Here is a 21,291-nt window from a genome sequence, read left to right as displayed (position 1 = left end):
GCAGTTTATCTTTTTAGATAAAATGCTTGAGGGTCTACGAGGATTGAACATGATTCGCAAGCGTACCGTCGCCATCGGCTTTATCGGCACCACCCTGGATCGGGTCGGCAAGGGTGCCAATCGCTGGAACAAATGGCGGCCGAGCATCGGCCTGTGCCAGCAGCCGGATCTGCTGATCGACCGGCTGGAGCTGATTCACGGCACCGATGCGCGTGATATCAGTCTGGCCGAGCGCATTGCTGCGGATATTGCGCAGATCTCCCCGGAAACCGAGGTACGTCTGCAGTCGATGCAGCTGCGCAACCCTTGGGATTTCGAGGAGGTCTATGGCGCGCTGCACGACTTCACCAGTGCCTATGCCTTCGATACCGAACACGAGGACTATCTCGTGCATATCACTACCGGTACGCACGTCGCGCAGATCTGCTGGTTCCTGCTGACCGAGGCGCGCTACCTGCCGGCACGGTTGATACAAACCTCACCCACGCGCAGGCGCGCCGAGGTCGATCCGGTCACAGGCACCTACACGCTGATCGACCTGGATCTGTCGCGCTATGACCGTATCGCCTCACGCTTTCAGAACACGCGTCTGGAGGGGCTGGCCTTCCTCAAGTCGGGCATCGCCACACGCAATGCCGCCTTCAACCGCTCCATCGAGCAGATCGAGCGAGTCGCCGTGCGCTCCTCGGCGCCCATGCTGCTGATCGGCCCGACCGGCGCGGGCAAGTCATTCCTGGCCCGGCGCGTGTACGAACTCAAGCGCAGCCGCCACTTGGTCGATGGTCGCTTCGTCGAGGTCAACTGCGCCACCTTGCGCGGCGATGGCGCGATGTCGGCGCTGTTCGGCCATATCAAGGGCGCCTTCACCGGCGCGCAGAATGCCCGCGACGGCCTGCTGCGTTCCGCTGATGGCGGCATGCTGTTTCTCGACGAGATCGGTGAGCTGGGCCTGGACGAGCAGGCCATGCTACTCAAGGCCATCGAGGAAAAGCGCTTCTTCCCCATGGGATCGGACAAGGAGGTGAGCAGCGATTTCCTGCTGATCGCCGGTACTCATCGGGATCTGCGCACGCGGGTGGCCGAAGGGCTGTTTCGCGAAGACCTTTACGCCCGTATCAACCTGTGGACATTCGAATTGCCGGGCCTGGCTGGGCGGCGCGAGGACATCGAGCCGAACATCGATTTCGAGCTGGAGCGCCACGCCCGCGAACAGGGGCGGATGGTGCGCTTCAACCTGGAGGCGCGGCGGCTCTATCTGGCCTTCGCCAGTTCCAGCGAGGCTGCCTGGCAGGGCAACTTCCGTGAGTTGTCCGCCTCGATCACGCGCATGGCGACCCTGGCCGACAGCGGGCGTATCGATGAAGAACAGGTGCGTGAGGAGATCGAGCGTCTGCGCAGAGCCTGGGGGCAGGTGGGCGAGGACGATGGGCTGAGTGCATTGCTGGGCGAAGCAGCGGACGGCTTGGATCTGTTCGACCGTCTGCAATTGCAGGCTGTGCTGGGAGTGTGTCGTCAGGCCGGTAGCCTGTCCGACGCCGGGCGCCGCTTGTATCAGGTGTCGCGACTGTCCAAGGCGCAGACCAACGACGCGGATCGCCTGCGCAAGTATCTGGCGCGCTTCGGTCTGGAGTGGAAGGATCTGCACAGCAACTGATGGCCGTGTTTTGCTCCGGTATGCTGTGCGCCTGATTCAACCCTTGCAAGGAATGCTTATGAACATGCCCATCACCGTCGAGCAACTGCAGCAGGCCTGCACCGCTGGCGATAGTTTCGACTATCTGTATTTCTGGGGGCACAGCCGTGCGGCAGGGTCACCGATCGGCAAGAGTTGCCTGAGCCAGTGGTACCCCTCGGCTTTTACGCTTGGGGGCTTCCAGTACGCGACGGCCGAGCATTACATGATGGCCGGCAAGGCCCGGCTGTTCGGTGATGCCGAGGCGCTGGAGCGCATTCTGGCAGTGCATACGCCGAATGAGGTCAAGGCGATTGGCCGGGAGATTCGTGGCTTCGACGAGGCGATCTGGCGTGAGAGTCGCCAAGCTATCGTCTTCGAAGGCAATCTCGGCAAGTTTTCTCAAAACCCCGAGCTGGCGCGTTACCTGCTGGGCACCGCGCCTCGTGTGCTGGTCGAGGCCAGCCCTGTCGATCCTGTCTGGGGTATCGGCCTGGTGGAGGGCGACTCGAATGCCCATACCCCGGCGACCTGGCGTGGCCTCAACCTGCTGGGCTTCGCCCTGATGCAGGTGCGCGAATGCTTGTTGAACGAGCCGAGCGTGAGGCTTGAGTGAGCAGCCTCTATCGGGGCTGGCGAGACGCCGCTAGCAGGTAGTTTTTCAACAGCCTGCTAGTGCTGTTCCGATCAGTAGTGATACCAGCGCAGCTCCAGCTTCACCTCATTGACCGGGCTGGCGAGCTGGCTGAACTCGCGCTGCGCGTTCAGGCGCAGGCCGAGGTTGCGCGAGACTTCCCATTGCTGGTTGAGCGACAGCCGTCGGCGCACTTCGCCGTTGTGAAAGTAATCGCCGGCCGCCTCCAACGTCAGGTTGCCCAGCGGGTTGCGCCATAGCAGACCGCTATTGAAGCCCGCTGCGGGGGAGACCACGGCAGCGAAATCCTCGTTGTATTCCAGGCGCGCGGTGCCGAGGGCGAAGCCGAGCAGGTCGTGGTGCAACTGCCAGGTGGCACCGGCGCCGCCGCTGATATGGCCGACCAGCGGGGTGTCGCCATCTTCGCCGAGCACGCGTTCCAGGCCGCCGCCGATCTGCCAGGAAAGCGGTTGCAGCAGGGCATTGCGCGGTGTCAGCGAGCGGATGTTGGCCAGGTCCAGGCGCTGCAGTTGCCAGTGATTGTTCTCGTACTGGCGAAGCTTGAGCTGAAGAATCTCGATCTGTGCGCCGAGCGGGAAACCGTCGAGGTTGTCGTTCAGATCGTGGTAGGCCATGCGCAGGCCGTATTCGGCGAAGGCGCGATCATCGCGGCTGCCGCCGGCCAGTTGCCAGGTGCGCGATTGGTGGCCTTCCTCGGGCAACGGCGGGCGCTCGACCTCCAGCGGTGGCGGCGGGTTGCGGTTGATCGCGCCGAGCAACTGGAAGCTGCGCTGGGCGTTGCTGCTGCGTCCTTCATCGTTGGCGTGGTAACGCACCAGGCGGAAGGCGGCGTCCTGGATCAGCGCGCGACGTTCTGCCGGCAGGGCAAGGAAGTCGGCATCCTCGAGTCGCGCCGGGTCCTGGTTCAGGCGCAAGACCCAGGCCTCTTCGTCGGCCTGCAACGGCTCCGCGCGCGCCAGCAGCTCACGTTCGCGCGAAGGGCGGTAGTCGATGCGCTCGATCAGTCCGGCGTCCTTCACGGCACGCACGGTGTCGGTGGGGATGGCGGTAAGCGGGAAATGCTCGGTCAGTTCGATGCCGGGGCGGGCGATTTCCAGCAGCTCCAGCAATCGGTAGGAGCAGTTCTCGTCGAAGAAGAAGTAGTCGAAGCGGATCTGCTTGAGTTCCCAGACATGCTCGACCATGCGCGCGGTCTCTTCCGGCGTCAGGTTCAGGCGGTATTCCCACAGGTCGCGGTTTTCCAGGCGGTTGTACTCGCTGAGCTTGTCGCGGTAGGGCACCAGAGCGAACAGGCCGGGGTAGCCGCCCATCAGGCCGCGCCAGGCATAGAGGATGCTGTTGTCGTCACCTTCGATGAAGGCGCCGAAGTTCAGCGCATAGCTCAGCAGCGCGGTGTTGTGGCTGTCGATGTCGGGCTGGTCGATGCGCAACAGGGTATGGCCGAACATCGACGAGGGGCTGTTCAGGTAGGCCGCGGGAAACACCAGCACCGTGCTGTGCGGATTGACGTCGGCGATCCAGTTTCGGTATTCGGCGCAGTCCGGGCTGGGCAGGTCGTCGAGCTGCAGTTGCGCTTTGAGCCAGCGGGTGCGCGCCGGGTAGATACATTGTGGGTGGCGGTCGCCCTGTTCGGCGGGTTGGTAAAGCGCTTTCAGGGTCGCCTGCAGTTCGGCGGCCGGGTCGCTTTCGCCCCCTTCGGCGAGGAAGAAATCGTCGTCGTCGACATAGCTGCGCCAGCCGCCGAGCTTGCCGGTTTCATAGTGGCCAAGGGCGATCCAGTAGGGATCGTTGGCCAGTTGCTCGGCCGTGGCGGCATGCAGGGGAAGGCTGAGGCTCAGGGCAAGGACGGCGAATATCCGTTTCAAGGTCGCTGTTCTTCTGGTCATGGCGATGGCCGAGCTTTGGCCAGGCGGACGAGTGGTGTCAAGGCAGTTGAACAAGGCATTTCGCGCAAGTGCTGATCGGCGTCAGTCACGGGCATTGCGCAGCGGAGCACACTGAGCGCTCTTCATACGTAAGGAGATCGTTCATGGCTCATCGTGATGTGCTGGATGCTTTACAACGTGACTATGCTGCCCGTGCCGAGGCGATTCGTCGCGATCTGGGGCGCAGCCACTCGGCGGATTTCGCTGAGCAGGCGCAGCAGCGGCAGAACGACGAAGTGCTCGAGGCCCTACTGGCCGAGGCCGAACAGGGGTTGTTGTTGGTACGTCAGGCTCAGCAGCGTCTGGCCGAAGGGCGCTATGGCGAGTGTCTGTGTTGCGGCGAGCCGATCGAGGCTGCGCGCCTGGCCGCCCTGCCGGTTGCCGAGTACTGTCTGGGCTGCGCGCAGTTCAACTGAGCGGTTGCTCCATCTCTTGCAGCAGGCGCCGGGCGGCGGAGTCGGCCGCATCGATATAGGGCTGCAGGATGCTGGCAGCGCCGGCCCGTGTGAAGGCTTCCAGATCCCCTTCGCGGAACGCGCTGAGGGTCACGCTGCCACGAAAGCCGGCGCTGCGTGCGGCGCGCAGCAGCAGCGCATTGACCTCGCGCTGCGGAATGGTACTGACCAGCGCGCGCGCCTGCTGCAAGGGCAGGTGGGCGATGAAGTCGGCGTCTTCGGCATCGCCGTAGCACACCACCAGGCCTGCCTGACGGGCGCTGGCCAGCGCCTGCGGGTCGAAATCCACGCCCAGCACCCGCAGGCCACCGTCCTGCAGGCGATGGGCCAACTGGCGCCCGTAGCGCCCCAGGCCGTAGACGATGACTTCAGGTTGCGTCTGATCCGGGGCATTGTCTTCGGCGCTTTCGCGATGGGCGACGCGCCGTTCGAAGATTCCGAGCCAGGGTGAGAGGCGTTCGAACAGTGGCTGCGAGTAGAGAATCATGTAGGTGGACAGGGTGATGGTGATGATCCCTACCAGGGTGGTCAGCCCCAGTGCCGCGCCGCCCACATGACCGAGGCTGATGCCCATGGCGACGAAGATGATGGAGAACTCGCTGATCTGTGCCACGGTGAGCCCGGCCATGAAACCGGTGCGCTTGCGATAACCCATCACCCCCATGATCGCCATGACGATCAACGGGTTGCCGATCAGCACGAACAGCGACAGCAGCACGGCGCTGCCGATCTGTTGGTGCAGGTAGGAGAAGTCCAGCTGGATGCCCAGGTGCAGGAAGAAGAACAGCAGAAGGAAGTCGCGCAAGCTGGTCAGACGGCTGGCGATGGCTTCACGCAGTGGCGTCGAGGCCAGGCAGAAGCCGGCGATGAATGCGCCCAATTCCTTGGACAGGCCCAGCGCCTCGGCGCCACCGGCCAGCAGCGTGCCCCAGGCAATCGCCACCAGCATCAGCAATTCCGGCGAGCGGGCCATGGGGGCTAGCAGGCGCGGCAGGGCGAAGCGTATCAGCAGGTAGAGCAGCGACAGGCTGGCCAGTAGGGCGCCGATCAGCGCCAGAGGGGAGAGGCCCGTGTGCTCGCCATTGCTCGGCTGATACAGGCTGATGACCAGCATGGCCAGCACCACGGCGATGTCCTGTACGATGAGAAAGCCCATGGCAATGCGCCCGTGCAGCGAGTCGATCTCGCCTTTGTCCGACAGCAGCTTGACGATGATGATGGTGCTGGAAAATGTTAGCGCCACGGCGACGTAACCGGCGCTCACCCAGTCCAGCCCCAGCAGGCGGCACAGGACCAGGCCGGCGATGATGGTGAAGCTCAGTTGGCCCAGGCCGGTGGCCAGGGCGACGGCGCCCAGGGTGCGCACCAGATGCATGTCCAGCTTGAGGCCGACGACGAACAGCAGCACCGTGATGCCGATTTCCGACAACAGGCTGATCGAGCTGTGATCACCGGCCAGATTCATTGCGGCTGGGCCGGCGATGATGCCGACCAGGATGTAGGCGATGATCAGTGGTTGGCGCAGCCGTACGGCGAGCATGCCCAGCAGGGCAGACAGGCTGAGCAGGGCGGCGATTTCCTGAAAGGCACTCATAGGCAAGGCTCCCGATTGTTGTGCTGCCCGTCGTGGCCGCAGGCTTTGCAGAGGAATGCATGGAAGCTTATCGCAGGCCCGATTTAGCGTATTGCCATGAATCAAGCCTTGATCCTGCTTGTGCCACAGGCCCAGAATCACCCCATGTTTTGCGGAAACTTCCGCCCGCTATAAGGATCGCCAATGTCCAAGCGTAGCCTCGATGCTTTGCGCCTTGCCCCCGAATCACTGACCCGCCCCTTCGCCCCCGAGCAGTTCAACTTCAGCAGCACCGATGATCTCGAACCTTTCCGCGGCGTATTGGGCCAGTCGCGCGCCGTCGAGGCGCTGCAGTTCGGCGTGGCCATGCCGCGCCCCGGCTACAACGTGTTCGTCATGGGCGAGCCCGGCACCGGGCGCTTCTCCTTCGTCCAGCGTTACCTCAAGGCCGAAGCCAAGCGCATGGAAACGCCGGCCGACCGGGTCTACGTCAACCATTTCGACGAGCCGCGCGAACCGCGCGCGCTGGAGCTGCCCTCCGGCACCGCAAGTGATTTCATCGCCGACATCAACCAGCTGATCGACAATCTGCTGGCCACCTTCCCGGCAGTGTTCGAAACACCGACCTACCAGCAGAAGAAGAGCGCCATCGATCGCAGTTTCAACAAGCGCTATGACCAGGCGCTGGACGTGATCGAGAAGCTGTCGCTGGAGAAGGGCGTGGCCCTGTACCGCGACAGCACCAATATCGCCTTTACCCCAATGGCTGACGGCAAGGCGCTGGACGAAGCCGAGTTCGCTCAGCTGCCGGAGGCCGAGCGTGAGCGTTTCCATGCCGATATCGCCGCGCTGGAAGAACGCCTGAACGAGGAGCTGGCCAGCCTGCCGCAGTGGAAGCGCGAGTCGAGCAACCTGCTGCGTCACCTCAATGAAGAAACCATCACCGTCGCCCTGCAGCCGCTGTTGGCGCCATTGTCGGAGAAATACGCGGAAAACGCCGGTGTCTGCGCCTATCTGCAGGCCATGCAGATCAACCTGCTGAAAACCGCCGTCGAGCAGCTGGTGGATGTCGACAAGGCCGACCCGCAACTGCGCAAGCTGCTGGAGGAAATCTACTGCCCGAGCCTAGTGGTCGGTCATCACGCCAACGGCGGCGCACCGGTGGTGTTCGAGTCGCACCCGACCTACGACAACCTGTTCGGCCGTATCGAATACAACTCCGATCAGGGCGCGCTGTACACCAGCTACCGTCAGCTGCGCCCCGGCGCGCTGCATCGGGCCAACGGCGGCTACCTGGTGGTCGAGGCGGAAAAACTGCTCAGTGAGCCCTTCGTCTGGGAAGCGCTGAAGCGCGCCCTGCACTCGCGCCAGTTGAAAATGGAGTCGCCGCTGGGTGATCTCGGCCGCATCGCTACCGTCACGCTCAACCCGCAGGTCATTCCGCTGCAGCTGAAGGTCATCATCATCGGCTCGCGCCAGCTGTATTACGCATTGCAGGACGCCGATCCAGATTTCCAGGAAATGTTCCGTGTGCTGGTCGACTTCGACGAGGACATCCCGCTCGCCGAAGAAAGCCTGGAGCAATTCGCGCAATTGATGAAAACGCGTACCTCGGAAGAGGGCATGGCGCCGCTGACCGGTGCCGCGGTGGCGCGCCTGGCTACCCACAGCGCGCGTCTGGCCGAGCACCAGGGACGCCTATCGGCGCGTATCGGTGACCTGTTCCAGCTGGTCAGCGAGGCCGACTTCATTCGCCAGCTCGCCGGGGAAAGCATCACCGACGTCGGTCATATCGAACGCGCGCTGAAGGCCAAGGCCACCCGCACCGGGCGTGTGTCGGCGCGGATCATCGACGACATGCTGGCCGGCATCATCCTTATCGACACCTGCGGCGCTGCCGTCGGCAAGTGCAACGGTCTGACCGTGCTGGAAGTGGGTGATTCGGCCTTCGGTGTGCCGGCGCGGATTTCCGCCACCGTCTATCCGGGCGGCAGCGGCATCGTCGACATCGAGCGCGAGGTCAGCCTTGGCCAGCCGATCCACTCCAAGGGTGTGATGATCCTCACCGGCTTCCTCGGCAGCCGCTATGCACAGGAATTCCCGCTGGAGATTTCCGCCAGCATCGCCCTGGAACAGTCCTACGGTTATGTCGACGGCGATAGTGCCTCGCTTGGCGAGGTGTGCACGCTGATCTCGGCGCTGTCGCGCACGCCGCTCAAGCAGTGCTTCGCCATCACCGGTTCGATCAACCAGTTCGGCGAGGTGCAGGCGGTCGGTGGGGTCAACGAGAAGATCGAAGGCTTCTTCCGCCTCTGCGAGGCGCGCGGCCTGACTGGCGAGCAGGGGGTGATCATCCCGCACTCTAACGTCGCCAATCTGATGCTCGATGACCGCGTATTGCAGGCGGTGCGTGCCGGCCAGTTCAACGTCTATGCCGTGCGCCATGTCGACGAGGCACTGAGTCTGCTGGTTGGCGAGCCGGCCGGGCACCCGGATGAAAAGGGACGCTTCCCCAAAGGCAGCGTCAACGCCCGCGTAGTCGAGCGTTTGCGCGATATCGCCGAAATAGGTCTGGAGGAAGAGAGCAAGCCGGCCGAGGCGGACAAGGCGAAAGCCGAGGCCGAGGCTGCTGCGGCGAAACCGGTCAAGGCGCCCCGTCGTAAGAAAGGCGAGGGCGAAGGCCCAGCGAGCTGAGCAAATCTTGCACGATTGCCCCGGCTTGCACGGGGCAGGCGCGCAGGCTTTCTTGCTCACGCCTCATGCACAGAGTTATCCACAGATTGCGTGGATAACTTTAGCCTTCACAGTGCGGCCGCTCGGGGTGTAGGCTGGAACCTGGATTCCGCGAGGGTCGCCGCCATGTCGCGCAGCCTCTGCCTCACCCGCCAATGCCTGGGTCTGGTCACGCGCATCGAATGCGTGATCAAACCGCTGGCAGGAGACAACGGACGTTGGACACTGCTTTGCGCTGCCGGTATGTCGGGGGCACAGCCCTCGGCGATCAAGGCGCAGGGCCCGTTCTATGGGCCTTCTGTCGCTGAAGAGGCGCTTACGGCGATTGCCGAGAGCCTGGCCCTGCAAGGCTACGTAGAATGCGGCGAACCACCGATCTGGCATCTGCATCTGCAGGCCGAGTTGCGTCGTGTCAACGGCGAACGCCACAGCCAGGCAGGTGCATTCCAGTGGCGCCCCGAGACTGACGGACAGAGCTGAAACGCCTGCCACACAGCACGCCAGGGCAAACCGGGCGAGGACACAGGGCTGTGGTTATCCACAGTAAGTTGGGCATCTTCTGCTGATGCTGGGCGATGGGTATACTCGCCGCGATTTTCCATCCCCTCAGTGAGCTCTCCATGGAACGCTTCATCGAAAACGCCATGTACGCATCGCGCTGGTTGCTGGCGCCCATCTACTTCGGTCTTTCTCTTGCCGTGCTGGCGTTGTCGCTCAAGTTCTTCCAGGAGCTTTATCACATCCTGCCGCAGATCTTTTCCCTAACTGAAGCCGACGTGATTCTGAAGCTCCTGTCGCTGGTCGACATGGCGCTGGTCGGTGGGCTGCTGGTGATGGTGATGCTGTCTGGCTACGAGAACTTCGTTTCGCGCCTGGATATTCATGAAGGCACCGAGAAGCTCAGTTGGCTCGGCAAGATGGACTCCAGTTCGCTGAAGATGAAAGTGGCAGCCTCCATCGTGGCGATTTCGTCCATCCATCTGCTCAAGGTGTTCATGGATGCGAAGAGCTACGATCTGAAGTATCTGAAATGGTACGTGATCATTCATTTGACCTTCGTGGGCTCTGCCTTCGCCATGGGCTATCTGGACAAGGTCACCAAACACGACTGATCTGAGCCGCTTCACAACCGCCCGTCCGAACGTGACGGGCGTTTTGTTTTTTGGGCTTGAGCTTTTTCTTTATTGTACAAGAATTAATTTTGTATAAGTTCTTGTATAGTTAAAGGCAGGAGGCAAGCCCGATGAACTTGCATGATCTATCCGCTCACGCTCAAGCCGGGCGTATCGAAGAACTCAACCTGATTTCCCTGGAAGGTGGCATCTATCTGCTCGAAGCGCGGATGGAAGGGCGTGCCCACCCGATTCTTGCCGAACAGGGCAGTACGCTGAACCTGCGTTCGGTAGAGCATGCGCGTGACGTGCTGCAGGAAATGCCGGCGCTACCTTTCTTTCTGGTGCACAGCTCGGTACATGACGAGATGTGCGGTATGCCATCGGCTGACAACAGCCTGCGGGTGCCCATCTCCTTCCGTTCTGGCTGGTGACTGCTGCGTTGGTACCGGCCGCGACACTGCAGGGTATAGCCCTGGCAGTCGTGGAGGTGAAGACCACTGGAGTCCACCCGGCACGTGATGCCATCTGGGAGCTGGCGATCATTCAGGTCGATGCTGATGGCTGTGTCGCAGAGCGCTTGCACTGGCTGTTCGAGCCTGGTGTCGCGCTGCCCTCGCAGTTGCTCAGCCTGAGTGGATTACACCCTCTGGAATTACGCGGCCTGCCACGTATCGAGAGCGAGGCGCAAGCGATAGCCGATGCCATTCGCGGCCGCGTGCTGGTGGGCCACAACCTGCGCTTCAGCCTGGCGTTCTTGCGCCGCGTGTTGCCGGACTGGAGGAGGCAGCGCTCGCCGCAGCTCTGCACCCTGCGTCTGGCCAGAACGGCGCTGCCTGAGCTGGCGAGCGCCGGCTTCGATGCGCTTTGCGCACATTTTGGCATCACGCGTTTCTTCCGCGATCGCGCCTTGCCTGATGCAGAGGCCGTGTTGACGCTGGCTCGGCACCTGCTGCAGCAGGTCGCGCCTACGGCTCTGGGGCATCAGTTGCGAAGCGCGGCGCGGCCCCCATTACTGGCCGCGGAGCGTTTCGCCCAGTTGCCGGAGCGTCCAGGGGTTTATTACTTCCTGGGCGACGCTGGTGCGCAACTGTACGTGGGCAAGAGCCGCAATCTGCGCCGCCGGGTGATGTCGCACTTTCAGAATGATCACCGCGACCGCCGCAGCTTGCAGATGGTGCAGCAGATCCGCGATGTGCAGGTGGTTACCACGGCCGGTGAGCTGGGCGCTCTGCTGTTCGAGTCTGCCGAGATCAAGCGTCTGCAACCCTTGTACAACCGTCGTCTGCGCAAGCAGCGCGAGCTGTTGACCTGGGCGCTGGCCGGCGAGCCTGGTGATCTGCATATCGAACTGCTCCAGCACCAGGCTTTGACGCCTGGGCTCAGGCACGCCGGGCTGTTTCGCTCACGTCATCATGCGCGGCAATGGTTGCTGGCGCAGGCGCGTGAGCGGCAGCTGTGCTTGCGTGTACTCGGCCTGGAGGAGGGCGATGGCGCCTGCTTCGCCTTCCAGCTCGGGCGCTGTGCCGGCGCTTGCTGCGGCGAGGAGTCGCGTCAGACCCATGATGCGCGACTGCTGGTCGGCGCCGAACGCCTGCAGACCCAGGCCTGGCCCTGGGGTGGGCCGGTTGCCCTGATCGAGCGCGATGACCTGCACGACCTTACTCAGTGGCACGTGCTCGATCAATGGCGCCACCTTGGCACGGTAGATCGTTTCGAACGGGTCGAGCCATTACTGGCCGAGCGCCGTGGCGGCTTCAACCTCGACACTTATCACATCCTGCTCGGCCATCTGCGCCGCCACCCGAACATGGAGATCGTGCTGCTGTGACTGTGCGCCGTCTGATTCTAATCCTGGGCGATCAGCTCACCCAAGGCCTCGGTGCCTTGGGGGATATCGAGCCGGTACATGATCATGTGCTGCTGGCCGAGGTGATGGAGGAGGCCAGCCATGTGCCGCATCACCCGAAGAAGATCGCACTGATCTTCAGCGCCATGCGCCATTTCGCCGAAGCGCTGCGCGAGCGTGGCATTCAGGTTCATTACGTGACCCTGGACGACCCTGAAAACAGCGGTTCGCTACCTGGCGAGCTGCTGCGCTGGACGCAGTTCCTGAACCCCGCCGAAGTGTACATGACCGAGTGCGGCGACTGGCGTCTGGAGCAGGCGCTGCGCCACTGTGGCGTGCCGATTCACTGGCATCAGGACAATCGCTTTCTCTGCACTCGCGACGCCTTTGCCGCCTGGGCCAAGGGGCGCAAGCAGCTGCGCATGGAGTTCTTCTACCGCGAGATGCGCCGTGCCAGCGGTCTGTTGCTCAACGCCGACGGCACGCCTGAAGGTGGCGCCTGGAATTTCGACGCCGACAACCGCAAGGCGCTGCCCAAGGGCGTGCGTCCGCCGGCGCCGCTGCGCGTCGAGCCGGACGCCATCACGCGTGACGTGCTGGCGTTGGTCGGGCAGCGTTTCGCCAGTCATTACGGCAGCCTGGAAGGTTTCGATTACCCGGTAACGGCGGAACAGGCCGAGCGCCTGTGGCAACATTTTCTCGCCCAGGGCCTGGCCGACTTCGGCGATTATCAGGACGCCATGGCCGATGGCGAACCCTTTCTCTTTCACTCGCGCATCAGCGCGGCGCTGAATATCGGCCTGCTAGATCTGCGGCGGATCTGCGCGGAGGTGGAGGCGGCCTATCGTTCCGGCGACGTGCCGCTCAACGCCGCCGAAGGCTTCATCCGCCAGTTGATCGGCTGGCGTGAGTATGTGCGCGGCATCTACTGGCTGCGCATGCCGGAGTACGCCGAGGGCAATCGTTTTGGCAACTCACGTGCGCTGCCGGAGTTCTACTGGACCGGTAAGACGCGGATGAACTGTATGCGCCAGGCCATTGGCCAGACCCTGGAGCACGCCTACGCGCACCATATCCAGCGGCTGATGGTCACCGGCAACTTCGCCTTGCTCGCGGGCATCGTGCCCAAGGACATCTGCGACTGGTACCTGGCCGTTTACATGGATGCCTTCGACTGGGTCGAATTACCCAACACTCTGGGCATGGTGATGCACGCCGATGGCGGCTACCTGGGCTCCAAGCCTTACTGCGCCAGCGGCCAGTACATCAAGCGCATGTCCAACCATTGCCAGGGTTGCAGCTACAAGGTGAGCGAGAGCACCGGCGAGTCGGCCTGTCCGTTCAATGCCCTGTACTGGCATTTCCTCATGCGTCACCGTGAGCCGCTCGAGCGCAACCCGCGCCTCGGCATGGTCTATCGCAACCTGGCACGCATGACCGAGGCCAAGCAGCAGGCGCTGTGGGATTGGGGCGAGCGCCTGCTGGCCAGGCTCGATGCTGGTGAAATGCTGTGAAGAAGAGCCAGTTACCGGTAAAGGCCTGTGTGGTCTGCGGGCTACCGTTCACCTGGCGCAAGAAGTGGGCGCGCTGCTGGGACGAAGTGCGTTACTGCTCCGAGCGCTGCCGACGTCGGCGCAACGCCATCTAGGGTCGAGGCTATCGCCGCTGAAGCGCCTCCCACAATGGGGGCTTTTGGCGTGCTGCTCGGCTCTGGCATCCTGCTTCGCTCTACCTCCTGCATCCAGGCAGTCGCAGCCGCGACGTGCAATGCGTGGGGCCGTGACGTCGCGTCAGGCTTCTGTGCTAGTCTGGCCGGCCTTTTTCACAGCCCCAAGCGGAGCCTTTCATGTCCGAATTCAACTTCAGCCCCGATCTGTCCTCCGATGAAGGTCGCGTCAGCTACGGCATCGGTCGTCAACTCGGCGGTCAGTTGCGTGACAACCCGCCGCCCGGCGTTGACCTCACTGCTATCCTCGCCGGTCTGACCGACGCTTTCAGCGGCCAGGCCAGCCGTGTTTCCGAAGCCGAGCTGGGTGCCAGCTTCAAGGTGATCCGCGAAATCATGCAGGCTGAAGCTGCCGCCAAGGCCGAAGCCGCTGCCGGTGAAGGCCGCGCCTACCTGGCCGAGAACGCCAAGCGCGAGGGCGTGACCGTATTGGCCTCGGGTCTGCAATACGAAGTGCTGGTCGCAGGCGAGGGCGCCAAGCCGTCGGCCGAGGATCAGGTGCGTACCCACTACCATGGCACCCTGATCGACGGTACCGTGTTCGACAGCTCCTACGAGCGTGGCCAGCCGGCTGAATTCCCGGTCGGTGGCGTGATCCCGGGTTGGGTCGAGGCGCTGCAACTGATGGGTACCGGCAGCAAATGGCGCCTGCACGTGCCGAGCGAGCTGGCCTACGGCGCCCAGGGCGTCGGTAGCATCCCGCCGCACAGTGTGCTGGTGTTCGATGTCGAGCTGCTCGACATCTTGTAAGCGAAATCGACAGGCGGATCGTAGGGTGGACAACGCTGTTTTTGTCCACCATTCACAACGACGGTGGACGGGTGATGCGTCGTCCACCCTACGCTACTGCGAGACAGCCCAATAAAGCGGGGCGCCTTGGTGACAAGGCGCCCCGTTTGCGTTTCTCCACCTAGGGCGCGCCGCGCAGCGAGAAATAGGGTGATTACTCGGCTGCCGCGAGTCTGTTCACGGACGCAAGGCCCGTGCATAGCAGTAGAGAAACAGACTGCGCACCAGCTCCTTGAGGACGATGGGTTCGCTGGAGCTGAGCTCGTGCAGGTCCAGGTCGCCCTGGTCGCGCAGTTCGTCCAGGGCTTCTTCCTCGAGCATGGCGCAGACTTCCCCGGTTTCGCGGTTGAGGATGCGCAGGTAGGGATGCGGGCGGTCCAGCCAGGCATCGATCAGGTAGGTCATGGCAGGTCTCCTTGGCCGTCATTACGTAACTGAGAATAATTCCTATTACATAAATAGCAAGGGTTAATTGCGACCTTTTGTCGTTTGCCCGTTTTCAGTGGGTGGGGCGCAGATGTCGAATGCGTGTCCGCCCTGCGTACCTTCCCTCAAGCGAGCTGGAGGGCCGCAGCCTGCGCCTCGCTATCCGAAGCCGCGCAGGCCGTAGATGCTGAGAGTGAGGCGCACGCTGCGTGTTCATGCCGGTTCGCAGGTTGGCTCAGGAACCCAGGCGGCGAGTCACTTCGCCCAGTTGCCCGGACATGTCATGCAGGTTGCGGCTGGCCTTCTGCGTGCGCTCGACGTTGTCCTGGTTGGCACTGGCGATGGCGGTCAGCTCGGTGAGGTTGCGCGAGATATCCTCGGCTACCGAGGTCTGCTCTTCGGCGGCGGTGGCGATCTGCTGGTTCATGTCGCGGATGGCCTCTACCGCCTCGGTGATGCGCTGCAGCATGGCCCCCGCTTCGGTGACCTGGGTCACGCCCTGCTCGCTGCGCTGCTGGCCGCTCTCGATGGCGCGCACGGCATTCAGAGCGCCGGTCTGTACGGTATCGATGATCTGGTTGATCTCGGCGGTGGACTCGGCGGTGCGCTGGGCGAGGTGACGCACCTCGTCGGCGACCACGGCGAATCCGCGACCCTGTTCGCCGGCACGGGCGGCTTCGATGGCGGCGTTGAGGGCCAGCAAATTGGTCTGCTCGGCGATGCCGCGGATCACCTCCAGTACCTTGCCGATGCGCCCGCTGTCGCTTTCCAGGCGACGGATCACCTCGGCGGTATTGGCGATCTCGCCGCGAATGTCGGTAATGGTGGCGATGGTCGATTGCATCACCGTGCTGCCCTGGCGCGCCGAGTCGTCGGCATCGTTGGCCGCGTGCGCGGCATCGGCGGCATGCCGTGCCACTTCCTGAGCGGTGGCGGACATCTCGTGCATGGCCGTGGCGACCTGATCGGTGCGCTCGAACTGCTCGCTGACGCCCTCGGTCATGCGTGAGGCGATGGCGTTCAGCTCGCTGCTGGCGCTGTCGAGGTTCTGTGTACTGTGGTGCAGACGCTCGCTGGTGCTGGCGAGAAAGTCGCGCAGGGTGTTCGCCGCTCGCGCCAGCAGGCCCAGCTCATCCTGGCGGCTGCTTTCCACGCGCTGGCCGAAACGGCCATGGCTGAGTTGGTCGACATGGCCGATCAGGTGGCGAATGGGGATGATCAGGTTGCGATTGACCAGCCACAGGCTGAACACGGCGATGACCAGCGCCGCAACCAACATCACGATGGTGCCGCTGAGAATGGTACGTGCGGCGCTGGCATTGATCTGCTCGGCCTGGCTCAGGCTGTTCTGGCGCAACTGCTCGACCAGGGCGGTCATCTGCTCGCTGGCCGCGCGGTCGATGCCTTTTACCGCGGCATCGCCGGCCTGGGCATCGGCGCCAGCGGCGACGAAGGCATCGCGGCCCTTGCGGTAATTGCCACCAAGCGCCTGATGTTCGTTGCGCAGGCGCTCGACCTGCGCTTTCAGCGCCGGGTCGGCGGCTGCGACCAGGGTCAACTGGCCGAGTATCTCCTGCACATTGCGCTCCTGCGCTTCGAACTGGCTCCAGTAGCGCTGCAGGTTGGCGCTGTCCTGGCCGCGCAGCAGGACGTTCTTCCATTCCTGCACCTGGATCTTGAATTCGACGTTGGCCGCGTCGATCAGGCGTGATGACTCCAGCGGTCCGTCGAGCAGGCCGCGGTAGGACTGAATGCCGCTGGAGAGAAAACTGAAGCAGGCCAGGGCGGTGAACAGGATCAGCGCCAGGCTGCCGCCGAGCAGGGCGAGAATCTGCGCGCGCAGGGATTTTTGCAGGAACATGATGGGATGCCTCGGAGGTCAGGCGGAGCGGGACATATTCAGCGTAGACGGTGAATGTTGCAGATTTATGAAATGTCTAGACGAGTCCGGCACATGGCCATCAGCAGTGCCAGGCATTGGTGGGTAATTCTGATGCTTGAATGATTGCGCAATCATCTTAATCTGACTCGGGTTGTCCATTTTCGGCGGCCTATCGGGGCGTCGAGTTTCATCACGAGGAAGATGCCATGACCGATAACGCCACCCCATGCGCCGACGACGATCGCATCACCTGGCTCAGCCTGCGCTCGGTAGCACTGCCGCTGGCCAATCCGATCAGCGATGCCAAGGTGCTCACCGGCCGGCAGAAGCCGATGACCGAAATCGCCATCCTGATCGCCGAGATCGAGACCCGCGACGGTCACCGTGGCCTGGGTTTCAGCTACTCCAAGCGCGCCGGTGGCCCCGGCCAGTTCGCCCATGCTCTGGAAGTGGCGCCGAACCTGATCGGCGAGAACCCCAGCGACATTGCCAAACTCTGGGACAAGCTGTGCTGGGCCGGCGCGTCGGTAGGGCGCAGCAGCCTGGCGGTTCAGGCCATTGGCGCTTTCGACGTCGCCCTGTGGGACCTCAAGGCACGCCGCTGCGGTCTTTCGCTGGCGCGTCTGCTCGGCAGCCATCGCGATTCGGTGCGTTGCTACAACACATCCGGCGGCTTCCTGCACACGCCCCTCGATCAGTTGCTGAAGAACACCGACATTTCCCGCGAGAAGGGCATTGGCGGGATCAAACTCAAGGTCGGTCAGCCCGACTGGGCACTGGATATCCACCGCGTCAGCACGGTGCGGGAGCATCTGGGCGAGAGCTTCCCACTGATGGTCGACGCCAATCAGCAGTGGGATCGGCCGACCGCACGGCGCATGTGTCGGCGCCTGGAGCCTTTCGATCTGATCTGGATCGAGGAGCCGCTGGACTGCTACGACGCCGAGGGGCATGCCGAGCTGGTGCGTCTGTTCGATACGCCGATCGCCACTGGCGAAATGCTCACCAGCCCGGCCGAGCACTGGGAGTTCATCCGCCAGCGCGGCGCCGACTTCCTCATGCCCGATGCGCCGCGCGTAGGCGGCATCACTCCATATCTGCGCGTGCAGACCCTGGCCGAGCAGGCCGGCATGACCCTGGCGCCGCACTTCGCCATGGAGCTGCACGTGCACCTGGCCGCGAGCCACACGCGCGAACCGTGGGTCGAGCATTTCGAATGGCTGGAGCCGCTGTTCAACGAGCGCCTGGACATTCGCGACGGGCGCATGCAGGTGCCGACCCGTCCGGGGCTCGGCCTGAGCCTGAGTGAGCAGGTTACCGGCTGGACGGTGCAGCAGGCGGAAGTCGGCAAGCGCGCCTGAGCCGTCAGCTCTGCGGATAGATGTCGTGAGCGGCCTGGCGCACGGCATCGATCACCGCCGGTAGTGCGGGGTTGTCGTTGTCGTCGCGCCAGACCAGATGCAGCTCGCCACACACACCCTTGGGTAGCGGCAGGTCGCGGAAGCGCACCTGCTCGAAGCGAATGGCGCTGGCGCTGCGCGGCACCAGCGCCAGCCCCATGCCGGCGTTGACCAGCGACAGGATGGTCAGGGTCGAGCCCAGCGCCTGAACGAACTCTGGCTGGATGCCGCTGGCGCGAAACAGGCCGGTGTGCAGCTCGTTGAAAGGCTGCCAGGCGGTATGCGCATAAAGAATGAAGGGCTGGCCATGTAGCATTTCCAGGGTCGGCCGTTCGTGCTGCGCCAGCGGATGTTCGGCGGGCGCGGCCAGCACGAAGGGTTCGCGCAGCAGGCATTCGCTGATCAGCCCGGGTTGCTGCAACGGCGCCCGCACGATGGCCAGGTCCACGCGTCTGGCGCGCAGTGCCTGCACCTGCTCGAAGGTGCTCATCTCCAGCAGGGCGATATCCACGCCGGGGCGTTCACGCTTGGCAGTGGTGATCGCGCGTGGCAGCACGTCATAAACCGCGCTGGCGACGAAGCTGATATTGAGCGCACCGCTTTCGCCGATGGCGGCCAGCCGGGCGCTTTGCGCGGCGCGGTGGGCCTGATCGAGCAACGCCTGGGCTTCGACGAAGAACGCGCGGCCAGCCGCCGTCAGGGTTACCGAGCGGGTGCTGCGTAGGAACAGGGGTACGCCCAACTGATGTTCGAGCAACTGGATCTGCCGGCTCAGCGGCGGCTGGGTCATGTTCAGGCGCTCGGCGGCGCGGCGAAAATTCAGCTCGGCGGCCAGGGTGGTGAAGCAGCGCAGTTGAGCCAGGTCGAACATTGATTCATTCCGGGTATCAATCAAGTGATCGATTAGATTAGACCTGGATCAATGAGGGCGTCCATCATCTTGCTCAAGCCGCTGTGGTTGGCGTTGTAGAGGGCTGGAGGCTGAAAAGGTAGCAGTCGGAAATGAACCGCCCCCTGAGCAGAGGGGGCGGTGGAGTGGGTCAGGTACGCAGGATCTGGTTGATCGCGCTGGGTTTGGGACGCAGCGCGCTGAACACCTGCCAGAGTACGAATGCCAGGGCCAGGCCGAGGAAGGTGCCGGCAATCGGGTTGGTGAAGAACTCGGCGAAGCTGCCGTCCGACAGCATCAGGCCACGGCGCAGGTTGGTCTCTGCCATCGGCCCGAGGATGAAGCCGATGATGAACGGTGCCGCTGGCATCCCGGCCTTGACGAAGGCATAGCCGAGCAGACCGAACAGCAGGATCGACCAGACATCGAACAGGCGGCTGGATAGACCAAAGGCGCCGACTACGCATAGCACCAGGATGATCGGCAGGAGGATGTGCTTGGGCACGTCGAGCAGCTTGATGAACAGGCGCAGACCGTAGAACTCCATGAACAGCATCATGCAGGTGGCGACGATCAGGGCGGCGAAGATGGTGTACACCAGCGGTCCCTGGCTGATGAATAACAGCGGGCCGGGCTGGATGCCGTGGATGAGAAAGCCGCCGAGCAGGATCGCGGTGACGGTGTCGCCGGGGATGCCCAAGGTCATCAGCGGCATCATGGCACCACCGACGCCCGCGTTGTTGGCGGTCTCACTGGCGACCACACCGCCGATGTTGCCCTTGCCGTAGGTATGGCCGTCTTTCGCCCGCTTCTTGGCGATGATGTAGGAAACCAGGTTGGAGGTGCCGGCGCCGATGCCCGGCAGGATGCCGATGCCCAGGCCGATGATGCCGGAGCGGCCGGCATTGGGCAGTTGCTCACGGAATTCCTTGAGCGAGAAACCGAAGCCCTTGATGTTCTTCATGCTCACCGACTTGGCCTTGCCCTGCACGGCATGACGACCGGTTTCGGCGAGTTTGATGATCTCGGCCACGGCGAACATGCCGATCATCACCGTGAGCATGGAGAAGCCGCCGTTGAGCTCGCTCACGCCGAAGGTGAAGCGGCGCACCGCCTCGACCGGGGCGATACCCACGGTGGACACGGCGATGCCCAGGGTACCGGCGAACAGGCCCTTGACCATGGAACCGGCCGACAGGGTGGCGATCAGCGTCAGGGAAAACACGGCGATGGCGAAGTATTCATGCGGGCCGAAGCTCAGCGCCACCTTGGCCAGCTGCGGGGCGATGAACATCAGCGCAACGATGCTGAAGATGGTGCCGAGGAAGGAGAACACGATGCCGACGCCCAGCGCTTTGACGCCGTGGCCCTGTTCCATCAGCGGGCCGCCATCGAACACCGTGGCGATCGATGAAGGCGTTCCCGGAATCTTCAGCAGGATCGCCGAGATCAGGCCTCCGGACGTGGCGCCGATGAACAACGCGACCAGCAGCGACAAGCCAGCCTGCGGCCCCATGGTGAAGGTCAGCGGCAGGCACAGCGCCACCGCCATGGTCGCGGATAGGCCGGGCACGGCGCCGAACACGATGCCCATGGCCACACCGACGGCCATCAGCAGCATGATGTTGAGTGAAAAGACGGCACCGAAGCCTTGCTGCAGTAATTCGAGCATGGTCGATCCTCAGATGTAGTCGTTCAGCAGGCCAGCGGGCAGCAACAGGTCGAAGGCCTCGCGGAACAGCAGGAAGATGAGCGCAGAGCAGATGACGGCAATCAGCAGATAGGTCAGGTGTCTGGCTTTCTGGTTTGCCGGGGTCAGCACGAGGAACTGCAGATACAGGTAAACCACGGTCATGATCGGGAAGCCCACAGGGCCGAGCAGGGCCATGTAGCCGAGGATCAGACCGAGGGTCTTCAGGACGGTCTTGGGTTCGATGACCTCCACCGCTGGCTCTTCAGCCTCTGCCGGCACTGGGCTGGCGGGCTCGGCGACGGCCTTGGGTTTGGCAAAGGCGCTGACCAGTTGCATCAGGCCGAGCAGAGACAGGAATCCGGCCAGCAGTTTCGGCACGGTGGCCGCATCGACACCATCATGCCCGGGGAGCTGCTGCGCCAGTACCAGGTAGGTAAGGCTGGCGCCGAGCATGGCGATGCCGATGATCAGTTCTTTCTTGTTCGGGGTGTTCATCGCGTACCTCGATGTTC

General features: G+C 63.3%; 19 protein-coding genes. 12 read left to right on the top strand and 7 right to left on the bottom strand.

All coding sequences use genetic code 11. The annotated features are described in order from the left end of the window. Nucleotides 1–49 precede the first annotated feature (49 nt). Together rtcR and BLR77_RS04395 are read left to right on the top strand one after the other, a co-directional pair. Nucleotides 50–1,654, top strand: coding sequence for an RNA repair transcriptional activator RtcR (rtcR, locus tag BLR77_RS04400; protein WP_074675640.1), 1,605 nt, complete (start codon nt 50–52; stop codon nt 1,652–1,654). Between the two features lie 58 nt (nt 1,655–1,712). After that, entirely contained in the window at nt 1,713–2,288 is a 576-nt protein-coding gene (locus BLR77_RS04395) for an NADAR family protein (protein WP_083366020.1), read from the top strand. A gap of 71 nt (nt 2,289–2,359) precedes the next feature. On the opposite strand, the gene BLR77_RS04390 is transcribed toward BLR77_RS04395, so the two are convergent. Next, nucleotides 2,360–4,213, bottom strand: a complete 1,854-nt coding sequence (locus BLR77_RS04390) for an Lnb N-terminal periplasmic domain-containing protein (protein WP_174578070.1) — start codon at nt 4,211–4,213, stop codon at nt 2,360–2,362. Between the two features lie 143 nt (nt 4,214–4,356). On the opposite strand from BLR77_RS04390, the gene BLR77_RS04385 reads away from it, so the two are divergent. Further along, nucleotides 4,357–4,668 carry a TraR/DksA family transcriptional regulator gene (locus BLR77_RS04385; RefSeq protein WP_074675638.1) on the top strand — a complete coding sequence of 104 codons (312 nt, stop codon included), beginning with the start codon at nt 4,357–4,359 and terminating at the stop codon, nt 4,666–4,668. On the opposite strand, the gene BLR77_RS04380 is transcribed toward BLR77_RS04385, so the two are convergent. Further along, nucleotides 4,661–6,301 (bottom strand): cation:proton antiporter, encoded by a 1,641-nt coding sequence (locus BLR77_RS04380; RefSeq protein WP_074675637.1) that lies wholly within the window; start codon nt 6,299–6,301, stop codon nt 4,661–4,663. The genes BLR77_RS04385 and BLR77_RS04380 overlap by 8 nt on opposite strands. 183 nt (nt 6,302–6,484) lie before the next feature. Between BLR77_RS04380 and BLR77_RS04375 the strand changes: the two genes are divergently transcribed. The 8 genes from BLR77_RS04375 (at nt 6,485) to BLR77_RS04340 (ending at nt 14,450) form a co-directional block, all read left to right on the top strand. Next, nucleotides 6,485–8,974 carry a Lon protease family protein gene (locus BLR77_RS04375; protein ID WP_074675636.1) on the top strand — a complete coding sequence of 830 codons (2,490 nt, stop codon included), beginning with the start codon at nt 6,485–6,487 and terminating at the stop codon, nt 8,972–8,974. Between the two features lie 165 nt (nt 8,975–9,139). After that, entirely contained in the window at nt 9,140–9,493 is a 354-nt protein-coding gene (locus BLR77_RS04370) for a PA4575 family protein (protein WP_074675635.1), read from the top strand. Between the two features lie 140 nt (nt 9,494–9,633). Next, complete coding sequence (locus BLR77_RS04365; RefSeq protein WP_074675634.1) at nt 9,634–10,125, top strand: TIGR00645 family protein; 492 nt, start codon at nt 9,634–9,636, stop codon at nt 10,123–10,125. Between the two features lie 131 nt (nt 10,126–10,256). Beyond that, nucleotides 10,257–10,559 (top strand): DUF6482 family protein, encoded by a 303-nt coding sequence (locus tag BLR77_RS04360; protein ID WP_074675633.1) that lies wholly within the window; start codon nt 10,257–10,259, stop codon nt 10,557–10,559. After that, on the top strand, nt 10,556–11,956 hold the full coding sequence (locus BLR77_RS04355; protein ID WP_083366019.1) for a 3'-5' exonuclease family protein: 1,401 nt from the start codon (nt 10,556–10,558) through the stop codon (nt 11,954–11,956). Before BLR77_RS04360 ends, BLR77_RS04355 begins: the two co-directional genes overlap by 4 nt. Continuing rightward, nucleotides 11,953–13,488: a cryptochrome/photolyase family protein gene (locus BLR77_RS04350; RefSeq protein ID WP_074675632.1), complete on the top strand. Its 1,536-nt coding sequence runs from the start codon at nt 11,953–11,955 to the stop codon at nt 13,486–13,488. The genes BLR77_RS04355 and BLR77_RS04350 overlap by 4 nt, the downstream gene beginning before the upstream one ends. After that, nucleotides 13,485–13,622, top strand: coding sequence for a DUF2256 domain-containing protein (locus BLR77_RS04345; RefSeq protein ID WP_074675631.1), 138 nt, complete (start codon nt 13,485–13,487; stop codon nt 13,620–13,622). The genes BLR77_RS04350 and BLR77_RS04345 overlap by 4 nt, the downstream gene beginning before the upstream one ends. A gap of 198 nt (nt 13,623–13,820) precedes the next feature. Then, nucleotides 13,821–14,450 carry a BamJ family beta-barrel-assembly machinery protein gene (locus BLR77_RS04340; RefSeq protein ID WP_021488279.1) on the top strand — a complete coding sequence of 210 codons (630 nt, stop codon included), beginning with the start codon at nt 13,821–13,823 and terminating at the stop codon, nt 14,448–14,450. A 216-nt stretch (nt 14,451–14,666) separates the two neighbouring features. Here the strand turns inward: BLR77_RS04340 and BLR77_RS04335 are convergent, their stop codons facing one another. Both BLR77_RS04335 and BLR77_RS04330 read right to left on the bottom strand, forming a co-directional pair. Further along, the gene (locus BLR77_RS04335; RefSeq protein ID WP_074675630.1) at nt 14,667–14,894 is read right to left on the bottom strand and encodes a PA4570 family protein; all 228 of its coding nucleotides are present in this window, start codon (nt 14,892–14,894) and stop codon (nt 14,667–14,669) included. Between the two features lie 256 nt (nt 14,895–15,150). After that, a complete protein-coding gene (locus BLR77_RS04330) occupies nt 15,151–16,776 on the bottom strand; it encodes a methyl-accepting chemotaxis protein (RefSeq protein WP_074675629.1) in 1,626 nt (541 codons plus the stop codon). Nucleotides 16,777–17,003: 227 nt separating this feature from the next. On the opposite strand from BLR77_RS04330, the gene BLR77_RS04325 reads away from it, so the two are divergent. After that, nucleotides 17,004–18,158, top strand: coding sequence for an L-talarate/galactarate dehydratase (locus BLR77_RS04325; RefSeq protein ID WP_074675628.1), 1,155 nt, complete (start codon nt 17,004–17,006; stop codon nt 18,156–18,158). A 4-nt stretch (nt 18,159–18,162) separates the two neighbouring features. Here BLR77_RS04325 and BLR77_RS04320 read toward each other — a convergent pair whose 3' ends face one another. The 3 genes from BLR77_RS04320 to BLR77_RS04310 form a co-directional block, all read right to left on the bottom strand. Then, nucleotides 18,163–19,068: a LysR family transcriptional regulator gene (locus BLR77_RS04320; RefSeq protein ID WP_074675627.1), complete on the bottom strand. Its 906-nt coding sequence runs from the start codon at nt 19,066–19,068 to the stop codon at nt 18,163–18,165. A 169-nt stretch (nt 19,069–19,237) separates the two neighbouring features. Then, nucleotides 19,238–20,758, bottom strand: coding sequence for a tripartite tricarboxylate transporter permease (locus BLR77_RS04315; RefSeq protein ID WP_074675626.1), 1,521 nt, complete (start codon nt 20,756–20,758; stop codon nt 19,238–19,240). A 9-nt stretch (nt 20,759–20,767) separates the two neighbouring features. Then, the gene (locus tag BLR77_RS04310) at nt 20,768–21,274 is read right to left on the bottom strand and encodes a tripartite tricarboxylate transporter TctB family protein (RefSeq protein WP_074675625.1); all 507 of its coding nucleotides are present in this window, start codon (nt 21,272–21,274) and stop codon (nt 20,768–20,770) included. Between the last annotated feature and the right edge of the window lie 17 nt (nt 21,275–21,291).

Origin of the sequence: Ectopseudomonas alcaliphila (genome assembly GCF_900101755.1) — a bacterium.
GTDB lineage: Bacteria > Pseudomonadota > Gammaproteobacteria > Pseudomonadales > Pseudomonadaceae > Aquipseudomonas > Aquipseudomonas alcaliphila.
Note: the sequence above shows the minus strand (reverse complement) of the source record. Positions and strands in the feature narration are given on the sequence as shown.

What these genes read in the sequence shown, in the direction of transcription:
- rtcR (WP_074675640.1), top strand. Translation starts at nt 50, where the DNA reads ATGATTCGCAAGCGTACCGTCGCCATCGGCTTTATCGGCACCACCCTG.
- BLR77_RS04395 (WP_083366020.1), top strand. Translation starts at nt 1,713, where the DNA reads ATGAACATGCCCATCACCGTCGAGCAACTGCAGCAGGCCTGCACCGCT.
- BLR77_RS04390 (WP_174578070.1), bottom strand. Translation starts at nt 4,213, where the DNA reads ATGACCAGAAGAACAGCGACCTTGAAACGGATATTCGCCGTCCTTGCC.
- BLR77_RS04385 (WP_074675638.1), top strand. Translation starts at nt 4,357, where the DNA reads ATGGCTCATCGTGATGTGCTGGATGCTTTACAACGTGACTATGCTGCC.
- BLR77_RS04380 (WP_074675637.1), bottom strand. Translation starts at nt 6,301, where the DNA reads ATGAGTGCCTTTCAGGAAATCGCCGCCCTGCTCAGCCTGTCTGCCCTG.
- BLR77_RS04375 (WP_074675636.1), top strand. Translation starts at nt 6,485, where the DNA reads ATGTCCAAGCGTAGCCTCGATGCTTTGCGCCTTGCCCCCGAATCACTG.
- BLR77_RS04370 (WP_074675635.1), top strand. Translation starts at nt 9,140, where the DNA reads ATGTCGCGCAGCCTCTGCCTCACCCGCCAATGCCTGGGTCTGGTCACG.
- BLR77_RS04365 (WP_074675634.1), top strand. Translation starts at nt 9,634, where the DNA reads ATGGAACGCTTCATCGAAAACGCCATGTACGCATCGCGCTGGTTGCTG.
- BLR77_RS04360 (WP_074675633.1), top strand. Translation starts at nt 10,257, where the DNA reads ATGAACTTGCATGATCTATCCGCTCACGCTCAAGCCGGGCGTATCGAA.
- BLR77_RS04340 (WP_021488279.1), top strand. Translation starts at nt 13,821, where the DNA reads ATGTCCGAATTCAACTTCAGCCCCGATCTGTCCTCCGATGAAGGTCGC.
- BLR77_RS04335 (WP_074675630.1), bottom strand. Translation starts at nt 14,894, where the DNA reads ATGACCTACCTGATCGATGCCTGGCTGGACCGCCCGCATCCCTACCTG.
- BLR77_RS04330 (WP_074675629.1), bottom strand. Translation starts at nt 16,776, where the DNA reads ATGTTCCTGCAAAAATCCCTGCGCGCGCAGATTCTCGCCCTGCTCGGC.
- BLR77_RS04325 (WP_074675628.1), top strand. Translation starts at nt 17,004, where the DNA reads ATGACCGATAACGCCACCCCATGCGCCGACGACGATCGCATCACCTGG.
- BLR77_RS04320 (WP_074675627.1), bottom strand. Translation starts at nt 19,068, where the DNA reads ATGTTCGACCTGGCTCAACTGCGCTGCTTCACCACCCTGGCCGCCGAG.
- BLR77_RS04315 (WP_074675626.1), bottom strand. Translation starts at nt 20,758, where the DNA reads ATGCTCGAATTACTGCAGCAAGGCTTCGGTGCCGTCTTTTCACTCAAC.
- BLR77_RS04310 (WP_074675625.1), bottom strand. Translation starts at nt 21,274, where the DNA reads ATGAACACCCCGAACAAGAAAGAACTGATCATCGGCATCGCCATGCTC.